This window comes from Prevotellamassilia timonensis, from assembly GCF_900106785.1.
Lineage (GTDB): Bacteria > Bacteroidota > Bacteroidia > Bacteroidales > Bacteroidaceae > Alloprevotella > Alloprevotella timonensis.
Genome location: NZ_LT629845.1, coordinates 296,703 through 314,835, shown reverse-complemented (window position 1 = coordinate 314,835; position 18,133 = coordinate 296,703). Strand labels below are relative to the sequence as shown.

Sequence of the window (18,133 nt, the reverse complement as noted above, 5' to 3'; positions counted from 1 at the left end):
TATATGCTGCAATTAGAGGAGAGCAAAGGTATACCTCGCAAAATATTGCTCATGATGGCCATTGTGAGCGGACTCACTGTGGCCAATCTTTACTACAACCAGCCGTTGCTCGAAGACATACGTAAGGACATCGACATCAACGAGTTCCAAGCCAACTTGATAACCTTTATCACACAGGCCGGTTATGCCTTGGGCTTGTTGTTTGTAGTACCATTGGCTGATATGTGGTCACGCCGTCGCATCATAGCCACGAGCATGGTGCTGGCCACCATCATGACGCTGGTTATAGCCACCACGCAACATATTGGCATACTATGGGCCGCGTCACTTGTGTTGGGCATTTGCTCGGTTGTGCCACAGATATTCGTACCCATGGCACGCTTGTACTCTCGGCCCGAACATAAATCGCAAAACATGGGCATTGTTCTGTCAGGACTGCTGAGTGGCGTGTTGGGAGCACGTGTTTTGAGCGGTTACATTGGCGATTGGTTTGACTGGCGTACCATGTTTTACATTGCTGCCGCCATCATGCTGATATGCTTGTGCATCACACTGCGCGCCCTGCCACAAATGCAACCAAGCTACAAAGGCACCTTTGGCGGACTGATGCGCTCCATCATAAGCATATACAAGCAGCACCAGCTTATACGCCTCTACTCACTGCGCGCCGCCTTTGCCTTTGGCAGCATGATGGCTGTATGGTCGTGTATGGCCTTTCATTTGGCGGGTAGTCCGTTCAACGCGGGCAGCGAGGCTGTTGGCATGCTTGGCCTGTGTGGTATGGCAGGTGCCATAGCGGCAAGTGGCATTGGCCGCCTGATACCACGTTTTGGTATCAGACGCATCTCGCTAACAGGTAGTTGGCTACAACTTGTGGCTTGGACTACAGCCTGGCTGTTTGGACACACTTATGCAGGACTCATTGCCACCATCATTTTGGTAGATATTGGCGCACAATGCCACCAACTTAGCAACCAAAGCGGCTGTTTGGCTCAAACCCCACAAGCCACCAACCGCAGCAATACCATCTTCATGTTCCACCTGTTTATTGGCGGCAGCATCGGCACACTGTGTGCCGGCATGGCATGGCAACATTATACCTGGGCAGGTGTTTGCATAACGGGACTTACATTTGCGCTCGTTTCGCTCTGCATCACAGTGCTCAAACGCATATAAGTGGCAAAACCATTGGACAAAGCTTCCCGTTTTCTGACTTCATCACTTTTCTGCGTCATCACATAGCGCATATTGAAAAACGGTGAATTACGTCATTTGATTGGGTGGTGCATTAACGAAGTCCGCAAAAAACGCTATCATTAAACGCAAGTACAAAACGCTATCACTAATGGGGGCGACGCGTCCCGCGTCGGGATTTTTAAGGCAAAGGCTCACAAACAAGCGTGTAATTAGCGCTGTCTGTGAGCCTTTATTTGGTGTATGAGCCTTTGCCTTAATGCCCGACGCGAGACGCGTCGCCCCCATTAGTGCTTGCGTTTTGTGGTAGCGTTTTGTGCTTGCTTTTAGTGGTAGCGGGACCTTTACCATACTACCAAAACTTTACATGCAGAGTATCTTACATCTTACACTAACACGCTACAACTCATTGATTGTCAACACTTTACTCAGTGTAAGATACTGCAAATTCCACCTACACACAACCTACACAACCTACATGCTGCCACACGGCACAAGCACGGGAGGACGATATTACGGCATAGGGGAGCAGAAATGTCTGTTGCTCCGACAGATTTCTCTACGTCCCCGTGGCGTAACCCCCACCGCATACGTCCAAACCGACTGCACGGCAGCGGGGTGTGATGTGTAAGATGTATGCAGGGGTGTGTAAGATACTTTGAAATCATCTTACACTCTTGAAATATCTGTATATCAACTCGTTACGCACAAAAAGTGTAAGATGGCAGTAAAAACACACGCACTCTTTTACATGTAGGCAGACGGGGAGGGTACAAATATTTGTGTACAAATTGTACACTTTTTTTGATGGATACAGTGCCTTGGTGTTACCTTTGCAGCACTTAATTTTTATATCAAATTGTATTGACTACCATGAAACGAATACTTAACAGAATGCTGCGCTATGCCGATGCCATTGTGAAACGTGGCGTTGACAAACTGATAGACGCTATCGGACATAGCGCGGAACCACAAACTAAAAACGCAGAAACGCCGGCGCACCCGACAAACCCTGTGGAGGGCTGTGCAGATGCTAACCCAAAAACTGAGTTGCCAAACGATACATGATTGCCCAAAAGTAGTACCTTTGCACTATGAATCAGAATGGCAATAAAAATATGTATGAGGGCCTCGCCTCATATTTCCTCCCCGAAGGAGTTCTTAAATATTTCGAGGTGACAGACTTTGCAACACAGCGTACTCTGGACAAGGATGTTCTTTACACAACAGAGCTTCACATCTATCTGGATGAGCGCGACAATCGCACACCAGACATGAAGGATTCCGTGAGCAATGGTTTTGGGGAAGAATCATGTTTACTTGACTATCCAGCCCGAGACAAGAAGGCGGTACTTCACATACGAAGAAGGCGTTGGACAATGCCGGATGGCACAACAAGAAGTGTTGACCTTGACAAGGAGTTTGAACTGAAGCATAAGGGCACTCGATACGCGAAGGACTTCGCGCTTTTTTTAAAGAGGGCGAATGGACTCTGAGACGATAACCGCTCGTCAGATTGGTTATACGTACATGATTAACAGCTCCACGTTTGCCAAAAGATACAAGGACGCCCTGAGTAACTTCGAGACGTGGGAGCAGAAGGATCACGCATCCAAGTGGATTCTTATTCCGCAAAACGTAGGTAAGGAGCAAGGCATAGACGAGACCTCCCTCCAGGGCGAACTGTACACTATCGTTCACAACAAGGATGCCCATGGTCGCAAGGGTGCAATCATAGCAGTAGTCAAGGGAACGAATCCTGCTGACGTACTGAAGGTTCTCATGCAACTACCTGCAGATAAGCGTGAAATGGTTGAGAATATCACGATGGATCTCTCAGATTGCATGCGTGTCATAGCCCGAGAGGCATTCCCTAAAGCCACAGTCATACGTGACTGCTTCCATGTCGTAAAACGCGGTGGAGAGGGCTGCGAAGAGATACGCCTGCGCCTGAAACGAAAAGCCGTAAAGGAGGCGAACAGACAGAAGGCAGAGTTTCGCAAATACCTCGAAAATCTGGCAGCGCAGAGAAAGGCTTACCGCGAGCGAATGAGGAAAAGGCATGGGAAGAACTGGAAGAAGAGCAAGCGCGGAAGAAAGCCTATGAGGCTGAACACTCGCTTTGAACCCAAAAGGCTTGAAAATGGCGAGACTCTTGTAGAGGCACAGACACGATGTCGCAAGCAATTGTCCATGAGCCGAGAGAAGTGGAGCGCAACGCAGAAAAAGCGTGCGAAGATACTTTTCGCACTCTACCCAAAACTTGAAGAAGCATACAATCTGATCAACTCCCTTAGAGCCATATTCAGAAACAAGAAACTCACAAAGGAGACTGCCAAACAGAATTTCAAGGGGTGGTATGAGAAAGTGGCTTCCTGCACTCTGCGTGAAATCAAGTCCGTACGCGATACCATCAGATTCTATGAGGATGAAATCCTGAACTACTTTGACGGACGTAAGACTAACGCTTCAGCTGAATCGTTGAACTCAAAGATCAAATGCTTTCGTGCACAAGTAAAAGGAGTCATAGACATACCATTCTTCATGTATCGTTTAGCAACAGTTTTGGGTTAGCATCTGCACGGCCTACTCCACAGGGTTTGTCGGGTGCGCCNNNCCGGCGCACCCGACAAACCCTGTGGAGGGCTGTGCAGATGCTAACCCAAAAACTGAGTTGCCAAACGATACATGATTGCCCAAAAGTAGTACCTTTGCACTATGAATCAGAATGGCAATAAAAATATGTATGAGGGCCTCGCCTCATATTTCCTCCCCGAAGGAGTTCTTAAATATTTCGAGGTGACAGACTTTGCAACACAGCGTACTCTGGACAAGGATGTTCTTTACACAACAGAGCTTCACATCTATCTGGATGAGCGCGACAATCGCACACCAGACATGAAGGATTCCGTGAGCAATGGTTTTGGGGAAGAATCATGTTTACTTGACTATCCAGCCCGAGACAAGAAGGCGGTACTTCACATACGAAGAAGGCGTTGGACAATGCCGGATGGCACAACAAGAAGTGTTGACCTTGACAAGGAGTTTGAACTGAAGCATAAGGGCACTCGATACGCGAAGGACTTCGCGCTTTTTTTAAAGAGGGCGAATGGACTCTGAGACGATAACCGCTCGTCAGATTGGTTATACGTACATGATTAACAGCTCCACGTTTGCCAAAAGATACAAAGACGCCCTGAGTAACTTCGAGACGTGGGAGCAGAAGGATCACGCATCCAAGTGGATTCTTATTCCGCAAAACGTAGGTAAGGAGCAAGGCATAGACGAGACCTCCCTCCAGGGCGAACTGTACACTATCGTTCACAACAAGGATGCCCATGGTCGCAAGGGTGCAATCATAGCAGTAGTCAAGGGAACGAATCCTGCTGACGTACTGAAGGTTCTCATGCAACTACCTGCAGATAAGCGTGAAATGGTTGAGAATATCACGATGGATCTCTCAGATTGCATGCGTGTCATAGCCCGAGAGGCATTCCCTAAAGCCACAGTCATACGTGACTGCTTCCATGTCGTAAAACGCGGTGGAGAGGGCTGCGAAGAGATACGCCTGCGCCTGAAACGAAAAGCCGTAAAGGAGGCGAACAGACAGAAGGCAGAGTTTCGCAAATACCTCGAAAATCTGGCAGCGCAGAGAAAGGCTTACCGCGAGCGAATGAGGAAAAGGCATGGGAAGAACTGGAAGAAGAGCAAGCGCGGAAGAAAGCCTATGAGGCTGAACACTCGCTTTGAACCCAAAAGGCTTGAAAATGGCGAGACTCTTGTAGAGGCACAGACACGATGTCGCAAGCAATTGTCCATGAGCCGAGAGAAGTGGAGCGCAACGCAGAAAAAGCGTGCGAAGATACTTTTCGCACTCTACCCAAAACTTGAAGAAGCATACAATCTGATCAACTCCCTTAGAGCCATATTCAGAAACAAGAAACTCACAAAGGAGACTGCCAAACAGAATTTCAAGGGGTGGTATGAGAAAGTGGCTTCCTGCACTCTGCGTGAAATCAAGTCCGTACGCGATACCATCAGATTCTATGAGGATGAAATCCTGAACTACTTTGACGGACGTAAGACTAACGCTTCAGCTGAATCGTTGAACTCAAAGATCAAATGCTTTCGTGCACAAGTAAAAGGAGTCATAGACATACCATTCTTCATGTATCGTTTAGCAACAGTTTTGGGTTAGCATCTGCACGGCCTACTCCACAGGGTTTGTCGGGTGCGCCGAAACGCCCCAGCCGCAAAAAAGCATGGGCAACGACACGGACTGCGCACCGCAAACAACTGACAGCACTACGAACTGCGGTCTGACAGAACACGCCATCAGCCTGATGAACGAACTGTATGTCATGCGCTATAATGTGCTTGACCGCACGCCCGAAGTGCAACGACACGCCCCGGCGGACAAAGGGCTTGTGTCCGTGAGCAAACCGTATTTGAGACCGCTGAAAAACCCAACGCGGGACGCGTCGCCCCCATTAGTGCTTGCGCTTTTTACCAACTTCATCACTTTTTTGTACCATTGAATGGCGCATGCTGAAAATCAGTGAGTTGCGCCATTTGTTTGGGTGACGCATTGACGAAGCCAGAACGGGGCTACTTTTACGTTTGTTTCGCTCTGCATCACAGTGTTCAAACGCATATAAGTGGCAAAACCATTGGGCATGGGACTTTCTGTTTTGCAGCTGCAACACAACAGCAAAGGCTGCAAACCAGCAACACTTAATTGCCAGTTTGCAGCCCTGTTTTTGCTTGTAACCAAACTCTTGCAAGCAAGTTACATTTCTAAGCTTTGTTAATCCAATCAACAATCCAAGCACCGACTTCTTTAGTGCCATACTTTGAACCATCGGCCACTTGAATTTCGGGTGTACGTACATTGGCATCAAGACTCGCATCTACCGCTTTACGCACCAAAGCACCTTCCTTTACAAGATTGAAGTATTCAAAGAGCATGGCCACAGACAATATCTGCGCCAAAGGATTGGCTATGTTCAATCCCTTAGCTTGAGGCCATGAGCCATGAATTGGTTCAAACACTGGTGTGCTTTCACCTGTCGAGGCTGACGGGAGCAGACCCATCGATCCCGTAATGCAAGAGCCTTCATCGGTCAGAATATCGCCAAAGGTGTTCTCCGTCACCATCACGTCGAAGAAGGTAGGCTCCTGTATCATGCGCATCGAAGCATTGTCAACATACATAAAATCTGTTGTCACATCAGGATACTTGGGCGCCATTTCTTGGGCCACTTTGCGCCAAAGACGCGATGATGCCAGCACATTGGCTTTGTCTACTACCGTAAGGTGCTTGCGACGACGTTGTGCATAAGCATAGGCTACCTTGAGAATGCGTTCAACCTCCTCACGCGAATAGGCATTGGTGTCGTAAGCATAGTCATCGCCTTCTTTTTTCTCACCAAAATACATGCCGCCAGTAAGCTCGCGAATGCACACAAAGTCCGCGCCACGCACTAACTCGTCCTTTAATGGCGACTTGTGAATGAGGCAATCAAATGTTTGCACCGGACGAATGTTGGCAAAGAGCCCCAATTTTTTGCGCATGGCCAACAATCCTTGTTCGGGGCGCACCTTGGCATTCGGGTTATTGTCAAACTTAGGATCGCCTACTGATGAGAACAGTACGGCATCAGCCTTTTTGCATATTTCATAAGTATCCTCGGGGAAAGGGTCTCCCACTGCGTCAATTGCCGCAGCACCAACCAAGGCTGGCGTAAATGTGGCTTCGTGTCCGAACTTCTGACACACGGCCTGCATCACAGCCACGCCTTGTGCTGAGATTTCGGGCCCTATACCATCACCGGCCAATACAGCTATGTTCAGTTTCATATTGCTCTATTTTTGATTTGTTTTCAAGTAAAAAGTCTATATCGTCAAGTGCATTTTCGAGGCAATACTTTTTGTAGCCATTTATATCAAAATGCTCGCTTTCGCCTGTAGCCTCGTTGGTAATGGATTGGTTGGGCAGGTCCACCTTCACCTTTGTTTGATGGTCGGCCTCTATGCTCTTGAATAATTGTTGCAAGAAAGGCTCACTTACCACCACCGGCAACACAAAATTGTTCAACTCATTCTGCTTGTGTATGTCGGCAAAGAATGAGCTCACCACGACACGGAAGCCATAACCGGCTATGGCCCATGCAGCATGTTCGCGACTCGACCCGCAACCAAAGTTTTTGCCAGCCACCAACACCTCGCCCGAATACTCAGGGTCATTCAGTACAAAATTCTTTTTACTGCCATCAGGATTGTAACGCCAATCACGGAACAAATTATCGCCGAACCCTTCCTTGTCGGTAGCCTTTAGGAAGCGAGCAGGAATAATCTGGTCGGTATCTATATTTTCAAGCGGAAGAGGCACGCAAGTGCTCTCTATGATATTGAATTTACGTTTCATACGCTAAGTGCTTACATTAAGGTTCGCGGATCAGTTATCACACCCGTCACAGCAGCCGCAGCAGCCACCATTGGCGATGCCAGGCAAGTACGGGCCCCAGGCCCCTGACGCCCCTCAAAATTGCGGTTGGAGGTTGACACACACAACTTGCCAGCGGGCACCTTGTCGTCATTCATGGCCAAACAAGCAGAACAACCAGGCTGACGTATTTCAAAACCAGCCTCACGCAAAACTTTATCAATGCCCTCTGCTTCAATCTGGCGCATCACAGGCCACGACCCTGGCACAAGCCAGGCCGTTACATTAGGTGCCTTGTGGCGTCCTTTGGCTATTGCGGCAAATGCACGGAAGTCCTCGATGCGACCATTGGTACAAGCCCCGAGAAAAACATAATCTACCGGTTTGCCTATCATTTTGTCGCCTGCAGCAAACTGCATATAAGCCAAAGCTTTCTCGTCCGATGAATTTTGCGCAGCAGGTATCGTGTGCGTTATGCCAATGCCCATGCCCGGATTGGTGCCATAAGTTATCATGGGTTCAATGTCGGCTGCGTCAAATGTCACCTCTTTGTCAAATATGGCATTATCATCGCTTTTCAACTGTTTCCAGCGCGCCACAGCCTCGTCCCAATCCTCATCTTTAGGCGCATAGGGCTTGCCCTTCAAATAGGCGAACGTCACCTCGTCGGGAGCTACAAATCCACCACGGGCTCCCATTTCTATCGACAGGTTGCAAAGCGTCAGACGTCCTTCCATGCTCAAAGAGCGAATGGCCGAACCGGCATACTCTACGAAATATCCCGTGGCACCACTTGTTGTAAGCTTGCTCATCAGGTATAGTGCAACGTCTTTAGCCGTCACTCCCTTACCAAGTTTGCCCTCCACATTGATGCGCATCGACTTTGGTTTGGCTTGCAGTATGCACTGCGATGCCATCACCATTTCCACCTCCGACGTACCAATGCCAAAAGCTATGGCCCCAACTGCTCCGTGGGTCGAAGTGTGCGAGTCGCCACACACAATGGTCATACCGGGCAATGACAAGCCTTGTTCAGGCCCTACCACGTGTATGATGCCATTGTTAGGGTGCATCATGCCCCAATAGGTCAGCCCAAAATCCTTGGCATTTTGTGTCAACGTATCAACCTGCTTACGCGATACGGGGTCGGCTATGGGTTTATCCTGGTCATGCGTGGGCGTGTTGTGGTCTGGCATACAATATATATGGTCAGGACGGAAACAACCTATGCCCCGCTTTTTAAGTCCGGCAAAAGCCTGCGGGCTTGTCACCTCATGTGCATAAAGGCGGTCAATATATAATTGATCGGGACCATCAGCCACATGCTGCACCACATGGGCGTCCCATATTTTGTCAAAAAGCGTATTCATGTGCTTGTCCTTGAGTTACTAATTACTTTCTGAAATTGTTGATAGCGTCAATATAAGCCTCAACACTTGCTGTCACAATATCGGTGTTAGCACCAAAGCCATAATAGACGGCACCATCATATTCAACCTGCATGTGCACCTTGCCCACATCGTCCGAGCCCTTGTTGATAGCTTGAATAGTGAACTCCTTCAGCGTCATTTTGCGCTTGATAATGTTTTTAACAGCATTGATGGCGGCATCAACAGGGCCATTGCCTTCAGCTGCGGCATTAAATTTCTCACCAGCAATATCAAGTATGATGGCTGCCACAGGACGCACACCGTGTCCGCTTGTCACCTGCAGATAATCCAACTTAATGCTGTGCGAGGCAGAGCGCTCTGCACCGGCCAACACCAAGATGTCATCATCGGTAACCTCTTTTTTCTTATCGGCCAAAGCCAAGAAACGCTGATAAATGTCATTCAGTTTCTCGTCGTCCACCTCTACGCCAAGCACTTCAAGGCGGTGCTTGAGTGCGGCATGGCCAGAGCGTGCTGTCAAGATGATAGAATTATCGTCAATACCCACATCTTTAGGATTGATAATCTCGTAGGTCTCAACATTCTTCAGCACACCGTCCTGATGTATGCCACTTGAGTGCGCAAAAGCATTGCGGCCGACAATAGCCTTATTGGGCTGCACCGGCATATTCATGAGTGAACTAACCATGCGCGACGTGGCGGCAATCTTCTGTGTGTTGATATTGGTTTGGATATCAAGGTGGTGACACTTCAGTATCATGGCTATTTCCTCCTCGGCCGTATTGCCGGCACGTTCGCCTATACCATTTATGGTCACCTCCACCTGTCGGGCACCGTTCAGCACACCCTCGAGTGTACAAGCTGTGGCCATGCCCAAATCGTTGTGGCAGTGTGTTGACAGTATGGCTTTGTCCACACCGTCTACGTGCTCCATCAAATACTTGATTTTGTCGCCATACTCATGAGGCAGACAATAACCCGTTGTATCAGGAATGTTCACCACAGTGGCACCCGCCTTAATCACGGCCTCTACCACCCGTGCCAAATATTCATTGTCAGTACGGCCTGCGTCTTCCGCATAGAACTCCACGTCCTCAACATAACGTTTGGCATATTTTACAGCAGCAACTGCACGCTCAATAATTTCCTCGCGCGTCGAATTGAATTTGTATTTAATGTGGCTGTCGCTCGTACCGATGCCTGTGTGAATGCGCTTGTGTTTGGCATACTTCAGTGCCTCTGCTGCACAGTCAATGTCTTTTTCTACGGCTCGGGTCAATGCACAAATGGTAGGCCATGTTACAGCCTTCGATATTTCAATAACCGAGTTAAAGTCGCCCGGACTTGAAATAGGGAAACCGGCCTCTATCACGTCGACGCCGAGTTGTTCAAGTTGTTTGGCCACCTGTATCTTCTCTACCGTGTTAAGCTGGCAACCAGGCACCTGCTCGCCATCACGCAACGTTGTGTCAAAAATGTAAAGTCTGTCACTCATTGTATTATGATTTTTGTTCTTTATTATTCAAGTGTATATATTGCAAGAGCCTCACTTCTGCTTGCTGCGGTAGTGAGGCTCTTGTTTGGTTTTTAGGCTATGATACAACACCAAGTATTTTTTGGCGGCGCCGTATCCATGCACCATGGTTATACCCATAACTCTCACTCCCGCGTACCCAATGTACGCAAGCTAAGCACGTTGCAAAGTCGGAAGTAAGATGTATAAGTCATGTTATTTCGTTTTGTGATGGCAAAGTTATAAATAAATTACAAAATGCAAACAATTATCCGAGATTTTTTACAACATCGGCATAAATATGCTTATTTCCTAACCGATCTACCATTCCCATACACCCAACGAGCGACCATTCAAGCCACTGGCAATTACAGCAAAACCCGGAGCGACGCCCCTATCAAGGGCAACCGTTCCGGGTCTTGTTCAACTATCAGTTGTTTAGCCTACCGCTTCATTATCGAATGAAAAGGAGTTCACGATATTTAGGCAGCGTCCACATCTCGTCCTCAACAATGAGTTCGAGCTTGTCAATGTGGTAACGGATAGCATCAAAGTAAGGTGCAATCTCGTCATGATATGCTACAGCCAACGTACGTATATCGGTGATTTTGTTCACCACCTTGCGCTTTTCAACCATAGCCTCCACATTTTCAGCTACGAAACTAACGTGCTTGTTGATTTTCTCAATCAAGTCGATGTTATACGAGGTCAGATCCTTCACCTTTGCGGGGTCGGCAAAAGCCTCCTGTATCTTATGCACATTGTCTACCAGTTCGCTCTGATACTTCGTTGCGACGGGAATGATATGGTTCATGCAAAGGTCGCCGAGCACACGTGCCTCAATCTGTATCTTCTTCTGATAAGTCTCCCACTTGATTTCGTTACGAGCTTCAAGTTCGGGCTTAGTCATCACGTTCATGCTCTCAAACATCTTGATGGTAGCATCGTCAAGGTAACGGTCAAAGATTACGGGGCAACTTGTCTCGCAGTCCAAGCCACGGCGTGCAGCCTCAGCCTTCCACTCATCGCTATAGCCATTGCCATCAAAATGAATAGGCTTGCAAGTCTTGATATCTTCGCGCAACACTTCGAGTATGGCAGTAATTTTGCCTTCGCCCTTGGCCATGAGCGCATCTACACGTGTCTTAAAGTCGGTGAGAGCCTCAGCCACAGCTGTGTTCAACACAATCATTGCGCTGGCACAGTTGGCAATAGAACCTACTGCACGGAACTCAAAGCGGTTACCCGTAAAGGCGAAAGGCGAAGTACGGTTACGGTCGGTATTGTCAACCATCAACTCCGGAATTTGCGGAATATCAAGTTGTACGCCGTGCTTGCCTTCAAGCGTAAAGAGTTCGTCCTTTGTAGAGTTCTCCACCTTTGACAAGAATTCGCTGAGTTGCTTGCCAAGGAAGCTTGAGATAATTGCGGGAGGTGCCTCGTTTGCACCAAGGCGGTGAGCATTGGTTGCACTCATGATAGAGGCTTTGAGCAAACCATTGTGCTTGTACACACCCATCAAGGTTTCAACTACAAACACAAGGAAACGCAAGTTGTCCTCAGGCGTCTTGCCAGGTCCATGCAGCAATACGCCGGTGTCGGTGGTCAAGCTCCAATTGTTGTGCTTGCCCGAGCCATTGATGCCAGCAAAGGGTTTTTCGTGCAACAAGCAGCGGAAACCATGCTTGCGGGCAATCTTGCGCATCAACGACATGATGAGCATGTTATGGTCAACAGCCAAATTACACTCTTCAAAAATCGGCGCCAACTCAAACTGGTTGGGAGCTACCTCGTTGTGGCGGGTCTTGCACGGAATGCCGAGTTCAAGAGCCTGAATTTCGAGGTCGCGCATAAACTCCTGCACACGTTCAGGAATGGCACCAAAGTAGTGGTCGTCCATCTGCTGGTTCTTGGCAGAATCATGTCCCATCAAGGTGCGTCCTGTGAGCAGCAAGTCAGGACGTGCGGCATACAAGCCCTCGTCAACCAAGAAATACTCCTGTTCCCAACCCAGGTTAGCCGTTACACGGGTCACATTGGGGTCAAAATAGTGACATACAGCCGTTGCAGCCTTGTCTACAGCAGCAAGTGCCTTTTTGAGCGGAGCCTTATAGTCAAGGGCCTCACCAGTGTAACTTACAAAGATGGTTGGAATCATCAGCGTGTCGCCTACAATAAACACAGGCGAAGCAGGATCCCAAGCCGAATAACCACGGGCTTCGAAAGTTGAACGGATACCACCATTAGGGAACGATGAGGCATCGGGCTCTTGCTGTACAAGTTCCTTACCCGAGAAATCCTCTACCATGCCACCTTTGAAGTCATGCTCCACAAAGGCATCATGCTTCTCAGCAGTACCTTCGGTCAAAGGCTGGAACCAGTGTGTGCAGTGTGTCACACCCATTTCGATGGCCCATTGCTTCATGCCTTTAGCCACATCGTTGGCTACAGACAATGGCAGCGGCGTGCCTTTTTCTATTACTTCACGAAGCTGCTGGTAGGTATTCAACGGCAGATACTTGAACATCTTTTCCTGGTTGAACACATACTTGCCAAAGTATTCAGACGGGCGCTCAGCTGGCGCCTTAACTTCGAGAGGGCGCTTCTTAAACGCCTCTTCCACGACTTTGAAACGAAGGTTACTCATTTTGTTGTGGTTTAGTGATTATGTTTGCTTTTGTGCGATTCTGTTATTGATGTATGCTATTTGTAAGAATTGAAACACTGAAAGTTCAAAGCTTGAGTCGCATAAAAAGTGCACACATTTTTACCGACCGCAGCCTTATTGCCACAAAGTTAAGTAATAAAACCTACAAAACCCCGAAATGCCTCACAAAATGTTTCAATCATTGACTGATTACTTCAACCAGTTCTTCAGTCGGCGCATGGCTTCCTCGCAGTCCTCGCGTTTGCCAAATGCCGTCAAACGGATAAAACCTTCACCCGCAGGGCCAAAGCCCACGCCTGGCGTGCTTACCACATTGATTTGGGTGAGCAGCTGTTCAAAGAACTCCCAACTGCCCACACCCTCAGGTGTTTTCAGCCAAATGTAGGGCGCGTCTACCCCGCCGTACACTTTCAAGCCCACCTCGGTCAATGCCTCGCGCATGATGCGCGCATTGGTCATATAATAGTCGATAGTTTCGCGCACCTCGCGCTTGCCCTCTTCACTATAAATGGCCTCGGCCGCGCGCTGCACGATGTAGGCTGTACCATTAAATTTGGTGCACTGACGGCGGTTCCAAAGTTGATTAAGCTGCACGTCTTCACCACGCTTGCTTTTGAACACGAGTTCTTTGGGCACAACGGTGTAACCGCAACGCAAGCCTGTGAAGCCTGCCGTCTTTGAATATGAGTGGAACTCCACAGCACACTTCTTGGCACCCTCTATTTCATAAATAGAATGGGGCACGCCTTCGCGTGTGATGTATGCTTCATAAGCGGCATCGTACAGCAGCAGGCTGTTGTGCTTCAGTGCATAGGCCACCCACTTTTCCAACTCTTCACGACTGAGTGTCGTGCCTGTCGGGTTGTTGGGGTAGCACAGGTAAATCATGTCTGTGGCATGGTCGGGCAGTTGCGGCACAAAGCCATTGGCCTCATTACAGGGGCAATAAGTTATCTTGCTCCACGAACCATTTACGATGTCACCGGCACGGCCGCCCATCACATTTGAGTCTATATATACGGGATAGATAGGGTCTGTTACGCAGATGCTGTTGTCTGTGCCAAGTATGTCGCCAAAGTTTCCCGTGTCGCTCTTGGCACCATCGTTAATGAATATTTCGTCCTTATCGATGCTTATGCCACGCGGTGCGAAATCATTTTCAACAATGGCCTGACGCAAAAATTCGTACCCATGTTCCGGGCCATAACCTCTGAAGGTGTCGGCACTGCCCATCTCGTCTACAGCCTTGTGCAACGCCTTGATTACGGCCGGAGCCAGCGGACGTGTCACATCGCCTATGCCCAAGCGTATAATGTTTGCCTCGGGGTGCGTTTCCTTATAGACTGCCACCTTTTGGGCTATATCAGCAAAAAGATAGTTCTTTTGCAGTTTCAAGAAATTCTCGTTTATCGTAGTCATATTATAGTAATGTTGTCAAATATTTGCGCAGGTACAACCCACACCACCCTTAAAAAGTTGCCTCTCCCCACCCGCTCGATTTTGTGAGAGGGAGAAGGGAGAGGCTATTATTCCATTATGGCAAGTCAATTTTTCCGTCAAACACTTTGGCAGCTGGCCCAGTCATCAGCACCCGGCCGTCGGACTCTCGCCATTCAATGCTCAGTGTGCCGCCGTCCATTACAATATGGCTATGTCGCAAGGCACGGTGCGTCAGTGCTGCCGCCACTGCCGTAGCACAGGCTCCTGTGCCACATGCCATGGTTATGCCCGAACCGCGTTCCCACACACGCATACGTATGCTGCCATCGGGGCGCACTGTAGCAAACTCTATGTTACAGCGTCCGGGAAATATGGGAGCGAATTCCAACGTTGGTCCTACTCCGGCCACATCAAAATTTTCGGCATCGTCGACAAACACCACGAAGTGCGGATTTCCCATCGACACGAAAGTGCCCACATAGGTTTTACCATCTGTGGCTGTCACCGTGCCCTCTGTCATCGAGCCGTCGGGAGTAGCCAACTGTGTGGGCACGGCCAAACGGGGTTCTTCCATATCAACCGTCACACTGTCTACGTGGTTCGTGTCATCAACATGCAGTTTGAGCACCTTTATGCCCGACAGGGTTGACAAGCGGATTTCTGTTTTGTTTGTCAAACCATATTCGTAAAGGTACTTGCCAATACAGCGCGATGCATTTCCACACATGCGTGCCTCCGACCCATCGTTGTTGAATATGCGCATCGAAAAGTCGGCACCCGCTGCCCCCTTGCCTATCAGCACCAAGCCGTCGCCACCTATTCCTTTATGGCGGTCGCTCCACAGCTCCGACAGATGCTCAGGATTGTCAATCGGGTATTTCAAGGTATTGACATATATATAGTCGTTACCCGCACCATGCATTTTTGTAAATTCTATTGTTGTTTGCATCGCTGCTTTGTGTTTGAATCCTTAATTCGGGTGCAAATATATAACATTTCGAGCAAATACCAACGTCACTACGAACATTTTTCTTACAAAAAAGCTTTATTGTTTTCGTTTTGCCATTTTATACATACTTATCCGCACATAAAAGTCTTTAATTCATTACAATAATTACAAATAGTCATATTATTCAGCATTACGGAGTTATTTGTAAATTTGCAGCATTCAAAGCCAAGCGAATGACACATTTATATTTAGCGCGCCACGGCGAAACCGAAGAGAACGTGGCCCAAATACTTCAAGGCCTCATGCCCGGCCACCTTACTGCACGCGGACGCGAGCAGGCTGCCGAACTGCGCGACAAGTTGGTTGCCGCACACACCGCTTTCGACGTCATGCTGACGAGCGACCTGCAACGCGCGCTCGACACGGCCGACATCATCAATGGCGGATTGCATCTGCCGCTCAGCCCATGCCCCTTGCTTCGCGAGCGCGATTGGGGGAGTTTTACCGGCACTCCCATCACCATAGCCCGCAGCAGCCAGATGCCCGACGATGCCGAAAGCGTGCAAGCCATGTTTGAGCGTGCCAAGCGTTTTATTACCTATATATATAAGGTGTATCACAATCAGTCGGTGTTGGCCATAGGCCACGGTTTGTTCAACCGCACCATACAGGCGGCCTTTGCCCACTGCGAAATACGCGACATTCCACGCATGCAGAATGCCGAGGTGCGCCACATCGCCATCGACCATCTGCCAGCGCAATGGAACAGTTCGACACAAGACGCTATTTCTGCCGACTGACCTCTTTCTCTCCAAAAAACAAAAGTTTCGGATTTAATCAAAGCTGACCTAAAGTCAAACCTTGATTAAATCCGAAACTAATATATAGATATATGTGGCGTATTAGAAATCGATTTCGAGTCCCAAACCGAACACGTCGTTGCTGCGGTGGAAGTTGTCAGAGCCTACCGTGCTGTAATTCGCCAACCCCGTCTGAATATTCTGCAAAGCTACACCCTCTGCCTGTATTTGTCCCAGTCGGGCCTGATATGCAGCTCGCTGCTCAGCTGGCAACTGCGGGTTAGCCAACGCTGTACCAATTTGCGTAGCCGCGGCACTCAACTGATCGCCCATGGGCTTAAGCATTTTGCCAAAATTACCCTTGATATTATAGAAGTCACTGTGCTGACGTTCGTAATGCTTGTAGAAGGTCTTGAAGTAGGCAATATTCAGAGCCACCTTTTTGCGCAGTTGGAAACGGGCACCAATACCCAGCGAGTTAGAGTTGGTTACAAAACTCATGTCGCTGATAAACTGGCTGTTATCGCCAAGGCCATAGTTGGTTGTTTGCCAACCGGCACTCACTGTCCAGCGGGGTGCCACATCTACCTCGGCACCGGCCAGCAATTCCCAACCACCCTTTTTCAGAGAGTTGTGTCTGTCGTTGTGCTGTGTGGCTTGTTTGTCAAAGTAATAGTGGAAGCCTGCGTTCAATCGCAAGTTATCAAGCACTTCGTAGCGTGCGCCCAATGCCAGTATGGCCGGAATGTCAGCCTTTACCTTGACCCCGTCGTCATACTCTTCAAGGCCGCTGGTGTTCATACCCGTTTGATTTTTAAGGCGCAACTTTGTCTTAAATTCGTAACGTGCCGAGAGGTTTACCTTGCCCACCTTGTAGTCGGCACTGATGATGGGGGTAAATCCCCAACCGCTCTGGTCGCAGTTAAGTTCCTTGTCCGACACAACCGATGCAAAGTCGGGCATATTCTGAGATTCAAAGAACTTGGTTGCAGATACAAAGCCCTGCTGGTCCGCCAAAGATACTAAGTTCGGGTCCGTCACATGCACACTGATGTTACGCACATAGCCATAATAGTTACACTGTGCATAGACCACACGTCCACCTACGCTGACATTAAAATTGGGAGTGATTTTGTAGCCCACACCAAACTGGCCACCAAAGTAATACTGGCGTCCTTGCATGTGGGTGTCCATTCTATAACCTGTGACAATATTGGGGTCGCCAGTTACAGCGCCAATCAAAGCGGGCAACATGGCCACCTGGCTCTCAAATGAAGGCAAACCATCGGCAAACTTACACTTGCCACCGCCACCGGTAATGCCAAAGTGGAATGACGCGAACCACTTTTCACCCACACGGGCCAAATCGAACGAAGGGATTACAGGCGCCTTGGCCTTACCCTCAAATTTCTTAAAACCGTCACTACCATTGGCCACACCGTTTACGGTGCCAAGGGCAAATGGTGCAAAGTATGTATTGTCGCTACGTGTTTGGTAGGCACTCTGCAGGTCAAAGCCCAAATGCCAGCCTGTCGACATAAATCCCAAACCTGCGGGATTGGCATAAGCACCGTCTATGGCAATGGCGGCATCGCGTGCCGGATTGCGGAGAAAGCTCACACTCTGGTTGGTGTTTGTCAGATAGCCACCAGCCTGAGCTGCTGTGGCGGCGCTCAGTGCAAGCGCAGCTGTAAGGATTGATTTTTTCATTATTTTCCTTTTTCTTGTTCTAA

17 protein-coding genes are annotated in these 18,133 nt (G+C 48.8%); 9 read left to right on the top strand and 8 right to left on the bottom strand.

From position 1 onward, the window contains the following. Window positions 1-3 precede the first annotated feature (3 nt). The 8 genes from BQ5453_RS09975 to BQ5453_RS09945 all read left to right on the top strand — a co-directional run bounded on the left by BQ5453_RS09975 (window position 4) and on the right by BQ5453_RS09945 (window position 5,732). Entirely contained in the window at window positions 4-1,176 is a 1,173-nt protein-coding gene (locus BQ5453_RS09975) for an MFS transporter (RefSeq protein ID WP_071123107.1), read from the top strand. Between the two features lie 385 nt (window positions 1,177-1,561). Next, entirely contained in the window at window positions 1,562-1,825 is a 264-nt protein-coding gene (locus BQ5453_RS14180) for a hypothetical protein (protein WP_143033368.1), read from the top strand. Window positions 1,826-2,067: 242 nt separating this feature from the next. After that, window positions 2,068-2,262, top strand: a complete 195-nt coding sequence (locus tag BQ5453_RS14175) for a hypothetical protein (protein WP_143033367.1) — start codon at window positions 2,068-2,070, stop codon at window positions 2,260-2,262. Window positions 2,263-2,312: 50 nt separating this feature from the next. After that, the gene (locus BQ5453_RS09965) at window positions 2,313-2,690 is read left to right on the top strand and encodes an ISAon1 family transposase N-terminal region protein (RefSeq protein WP_143033257.1); all 378 of its coding nucleotides are present in this window, start codon (window positions 2,313-2,315) and stop codon (window positions 2,688-2,690) included. 34 nt (window positions 2,691-2,724) lie between these two features. After that, a complete protein-coding gene (locus BQ5453_RS09960) occupies window positions 2,725-3,768 on the top strand; it encodes a transposase (RefSeq protein WP_074027632.1) in 1,044 nt (347 codons plus the stop codon). Window positions 3,769-3,936: 168 nt separating this feature from the next. Then, on the top strand, window positions 3,937-4,314 hold the full coding sequence (locus BQ5453_RS09955; RefSeq protein ID WP_143033257.1) for an ISAon1 family transposase N-terminal region protein: 378 nt from the start codon (window positions 3,937-3,939) through the stop codon (window positions 4,312-4,314). A 34-nt stretch (window positions 4,315-4,348) separates the two neighbouring features. Beyond that, entirely contained in the window at window positions 4,349-5,392 is a 1,044-nt protein-coding gene (locus BQ5453_RS09950) for a transposase (RefSeq protein WP_074027632.1), read from the top strand. Between the two features lie 64 nt (window positions 5,393-5,456). Then, window positions 5,457-5,732, top strand: coding sequence for a hypothetical protein (locus BQ5453_RS09945; protein ID WP_071123105.1), 276 nt, complete (start codon window positions 5,457-5,459; stop codon window positions 5,730-5,732). 259 nt (window positions 5,733-5,991) lie between these two features. Here the strand turns inward: BQ5453_RS09945 and leuB are convergent, their stop codons facing one another. The 7 genes from leuB to dapF all read right to left on the bottom strand — a co-directional run bounded on the left by leuB (window position 5,992) and on the right by dapF (window position 15,600). After that, window positions 5,992-7,053, bottom strand: a complete 1,062-nt coding sequence (leuB, locus tag BQ5453_RS09935; protein ID WP_071123103.1) for a 3-isopropylmalate dehydrogenase — start codon at window positions 7,051-7,053, stop codon at window positions 5,992-5,994. Then, window positions 7,022-7,621 (bottom strand): 3-isopropylmalate dehydratase small subunit, encoded by a 600-nt coding sequence (gene leuD, locus BQ5453_RS09930; protein WP_071123102.1) that lies wholly within the window; start codon window positions 7,619-7,621, stop codon window positions 7,022-7,024. The genes leuB and leuD overlap by 32 nt, the downstream gene beginning before the upstream one ends. Before the next feature lie 11 nt (window positions 7,622-7,632). Beyond that, window positions 7,633-9,009 (bottom strand): 3-isopropylmalate dehydratase large subunit, encoded by a 1,377-nt coding sequence (leuC, locus tag BQ5453_RS09925; RefSeq protein ID WP_071123101.1) that lies wholly within the window; start codon window positions 9,007-9,009, stop codon window positions 7,633-7,635. Between the two features lie 22 nt (window positions 9,010-9,031). Next, window positions 9,032-10,525, bottom strand: a complete 1,494-nt coding sequence (locus BQ5453_RS09920) for a 2-isopropylmalate synthase (protein ID WP_071123100.1) — start codon at window positions 10,523-10,525, stop codon at window positions 9,032-9,034. 472 nt (window positions 10,526-10,997) lie between these two features. After that, window positions 10,998-13,190, bottom strand: coding sequence for a glutamine synthetase III family protein (locus tag BQ5453_RS09915; protein ID WP_071123099.1), 2,193 nt, complete (start codon window positions 13,188-13,190; stop codon window positions 10,998-11,000). A gap of 210 nt (window positions 13,191-13,400) precedes the next feature. Next, window positions 13,401-14,630, bottom strand: coding sequence for an LL-diaminopimelate aminotransferase (locus BQ5453_RS09910; protein ID WP_071123098.1), 1,230 nt, complete (start codon window positions 14,628-14,630; stop codon window positions 13,401-13,403). Between the two features lie 115 nt (window positions 14,631-14,745). Then, window positions 14,746-15,600, bottom strand: a complete 855-nt coding sequence (gene dapF, locus BQ5453_RS09905; protein WP_071123097.1) for a diaminopimelate epimerase — start codon at window positions 15,598-15,600, stop codon at window positions 14,746-14,748. 233 nt (window positions 15,601-15,833) lie between these two features. On the opposite strand from dapF, the gene BQ5453_RS09900 reads away from it, so the two are divergent. Next, entirely contained in the window at window positions 15,834-16,400 is a 567-nt protein-coding gene (locus BQ5453_RS09900) for a histidine phosphatase family protein (RefSeq protein ID WP_071123096.1), read from the top strand. A 102-nt stretch (window positions 16,401-16,502) separates the two neighbouring features. On the opposite strand, the gene BQ5453_RS09895 is transcribed toward BQ5453_RS09900, so the two are convergent. Then, entirely contained in the window at window positions 16,503-18,110 is a 1,608-nt protein-coding gene (locus tag BQ5453_RS09895) for an OmpP1/FadL family transporter (protein ID WP_071123095.1), read from the bottom strand. Window positions 18,111-18,133: the final 23 nt, after the last annotated feature.

Coding starts and splice junctions, on each gene's coding strand:
- BQ5453_RS09915 (WP_071123099.1), bottom strand. CDS start 13,190: ATGAGTAACCTTCGTTTCAAAGTCGTGGAAGAGGCGTTTAAGAAGCGC.
- BQ5453_RS09910 (WP_071123098.1), bottom strand. CDS start 14,630: ATGACTACGATAAACGAGAATTTCTTGAAACTGCAAAAGAACTATCTT.
- BQ5453_RS09895 (WP_071123095.1), bottom strand. CDS start 18,110: ATGAAAAAATCAATCCTTACAGCTGCGCTTGCACTGAGCGCCGCCACA.
- BQ5453_RS14175 (WP_143033367.1), top strand. CDS start 2,068: ATGAAACGAATACTTAACAGAATGCTGCGCTATGCCGATGCCATTGTG.
- BQ5453_RS09950 (WP_074027632.1), top strand. CDS start 4,349: ATGATTAACAGCTCCACGTTTGCCAAAAGATACAAAGACGCCCTGAGT.
- leuC (WP_071123101.1), bottom strand. CDS start 9,009: ATGAATACGCTTTTTGACAAAATATGGGACGCCCATGTGGTGCAGCAT.
- BQ5453_RS09955 (WP_143033257.1), top strand. CDS start 3,937: ATGTATGAGGGCCTCGCCTCATATTTCCTCCCCGAAGGAGTTCTTAAA.
- dapF (WP_071123097.1), bottom strand. CDS start 15,600: ATGCAAACAACAATAGAATTTACAAAAATGCATGGTGCGGGTAACGAC.
- BQ5453_RS09900 (WP_071123096.1), top strand. CDS start 15,834: ATGACACATTTATATTTAGCGCGCCACGGCGAAACCGAAGAGAACGTG.
- leuB (WP_071123103.1), bottom strand. CDS start 7,053: ATGAAACTGAACATAGCTGTATTGGCCGGTGATGGTATAGGGCCCGAA.
- BQ5453_RS09975 (WP_071123107.1), top strand. CDS start 4: ATGCTGCAATTAGAGGAGAGCAAAGGTATACCTCGCAAAATATTGCTC.
- BQ5453_RS09960 (WP_074027632.1), top strand. CDS start 2,725: ATGATTAACAGCTCCACGTTTGCCAAAAGATACAAGGACGCCCTGAGT.
- BQ5453_RS09920 (WP_071123100.1), bottom strand. CDS start 10,525: ATGAGTGACAGACTTTACATTTTTGACACAACGTTGCGTGATGGCGAG.
- BQ5453_RS09965 (WP_143033257.1), top strand. CDS start 2,313: ATGTATGAGGGCCTCGCCTCATATTTCCTCCCCGAAGGAGTTCTTAAA.
- BQ5453_RS09945 (WP_071123105.1), top strand. CDS start 5,457: ATGGGCAACGACACGGACTGCGCACCGCAAACAACTGACAGCACTACG.
- BQ5453_RS14180 (WP_143033368.1), top strand. CDS start 1,562: ATGCAGAGTATCTTACATCTTACACTAACACGCTACAACTCATTGATT.
- leuD (WP_071123102.1), bottom strand. CDS start 7,621: ATGAAACGTAAATTCAATATCATAGAGAGCACTTGCGTGCCTCTTCCG.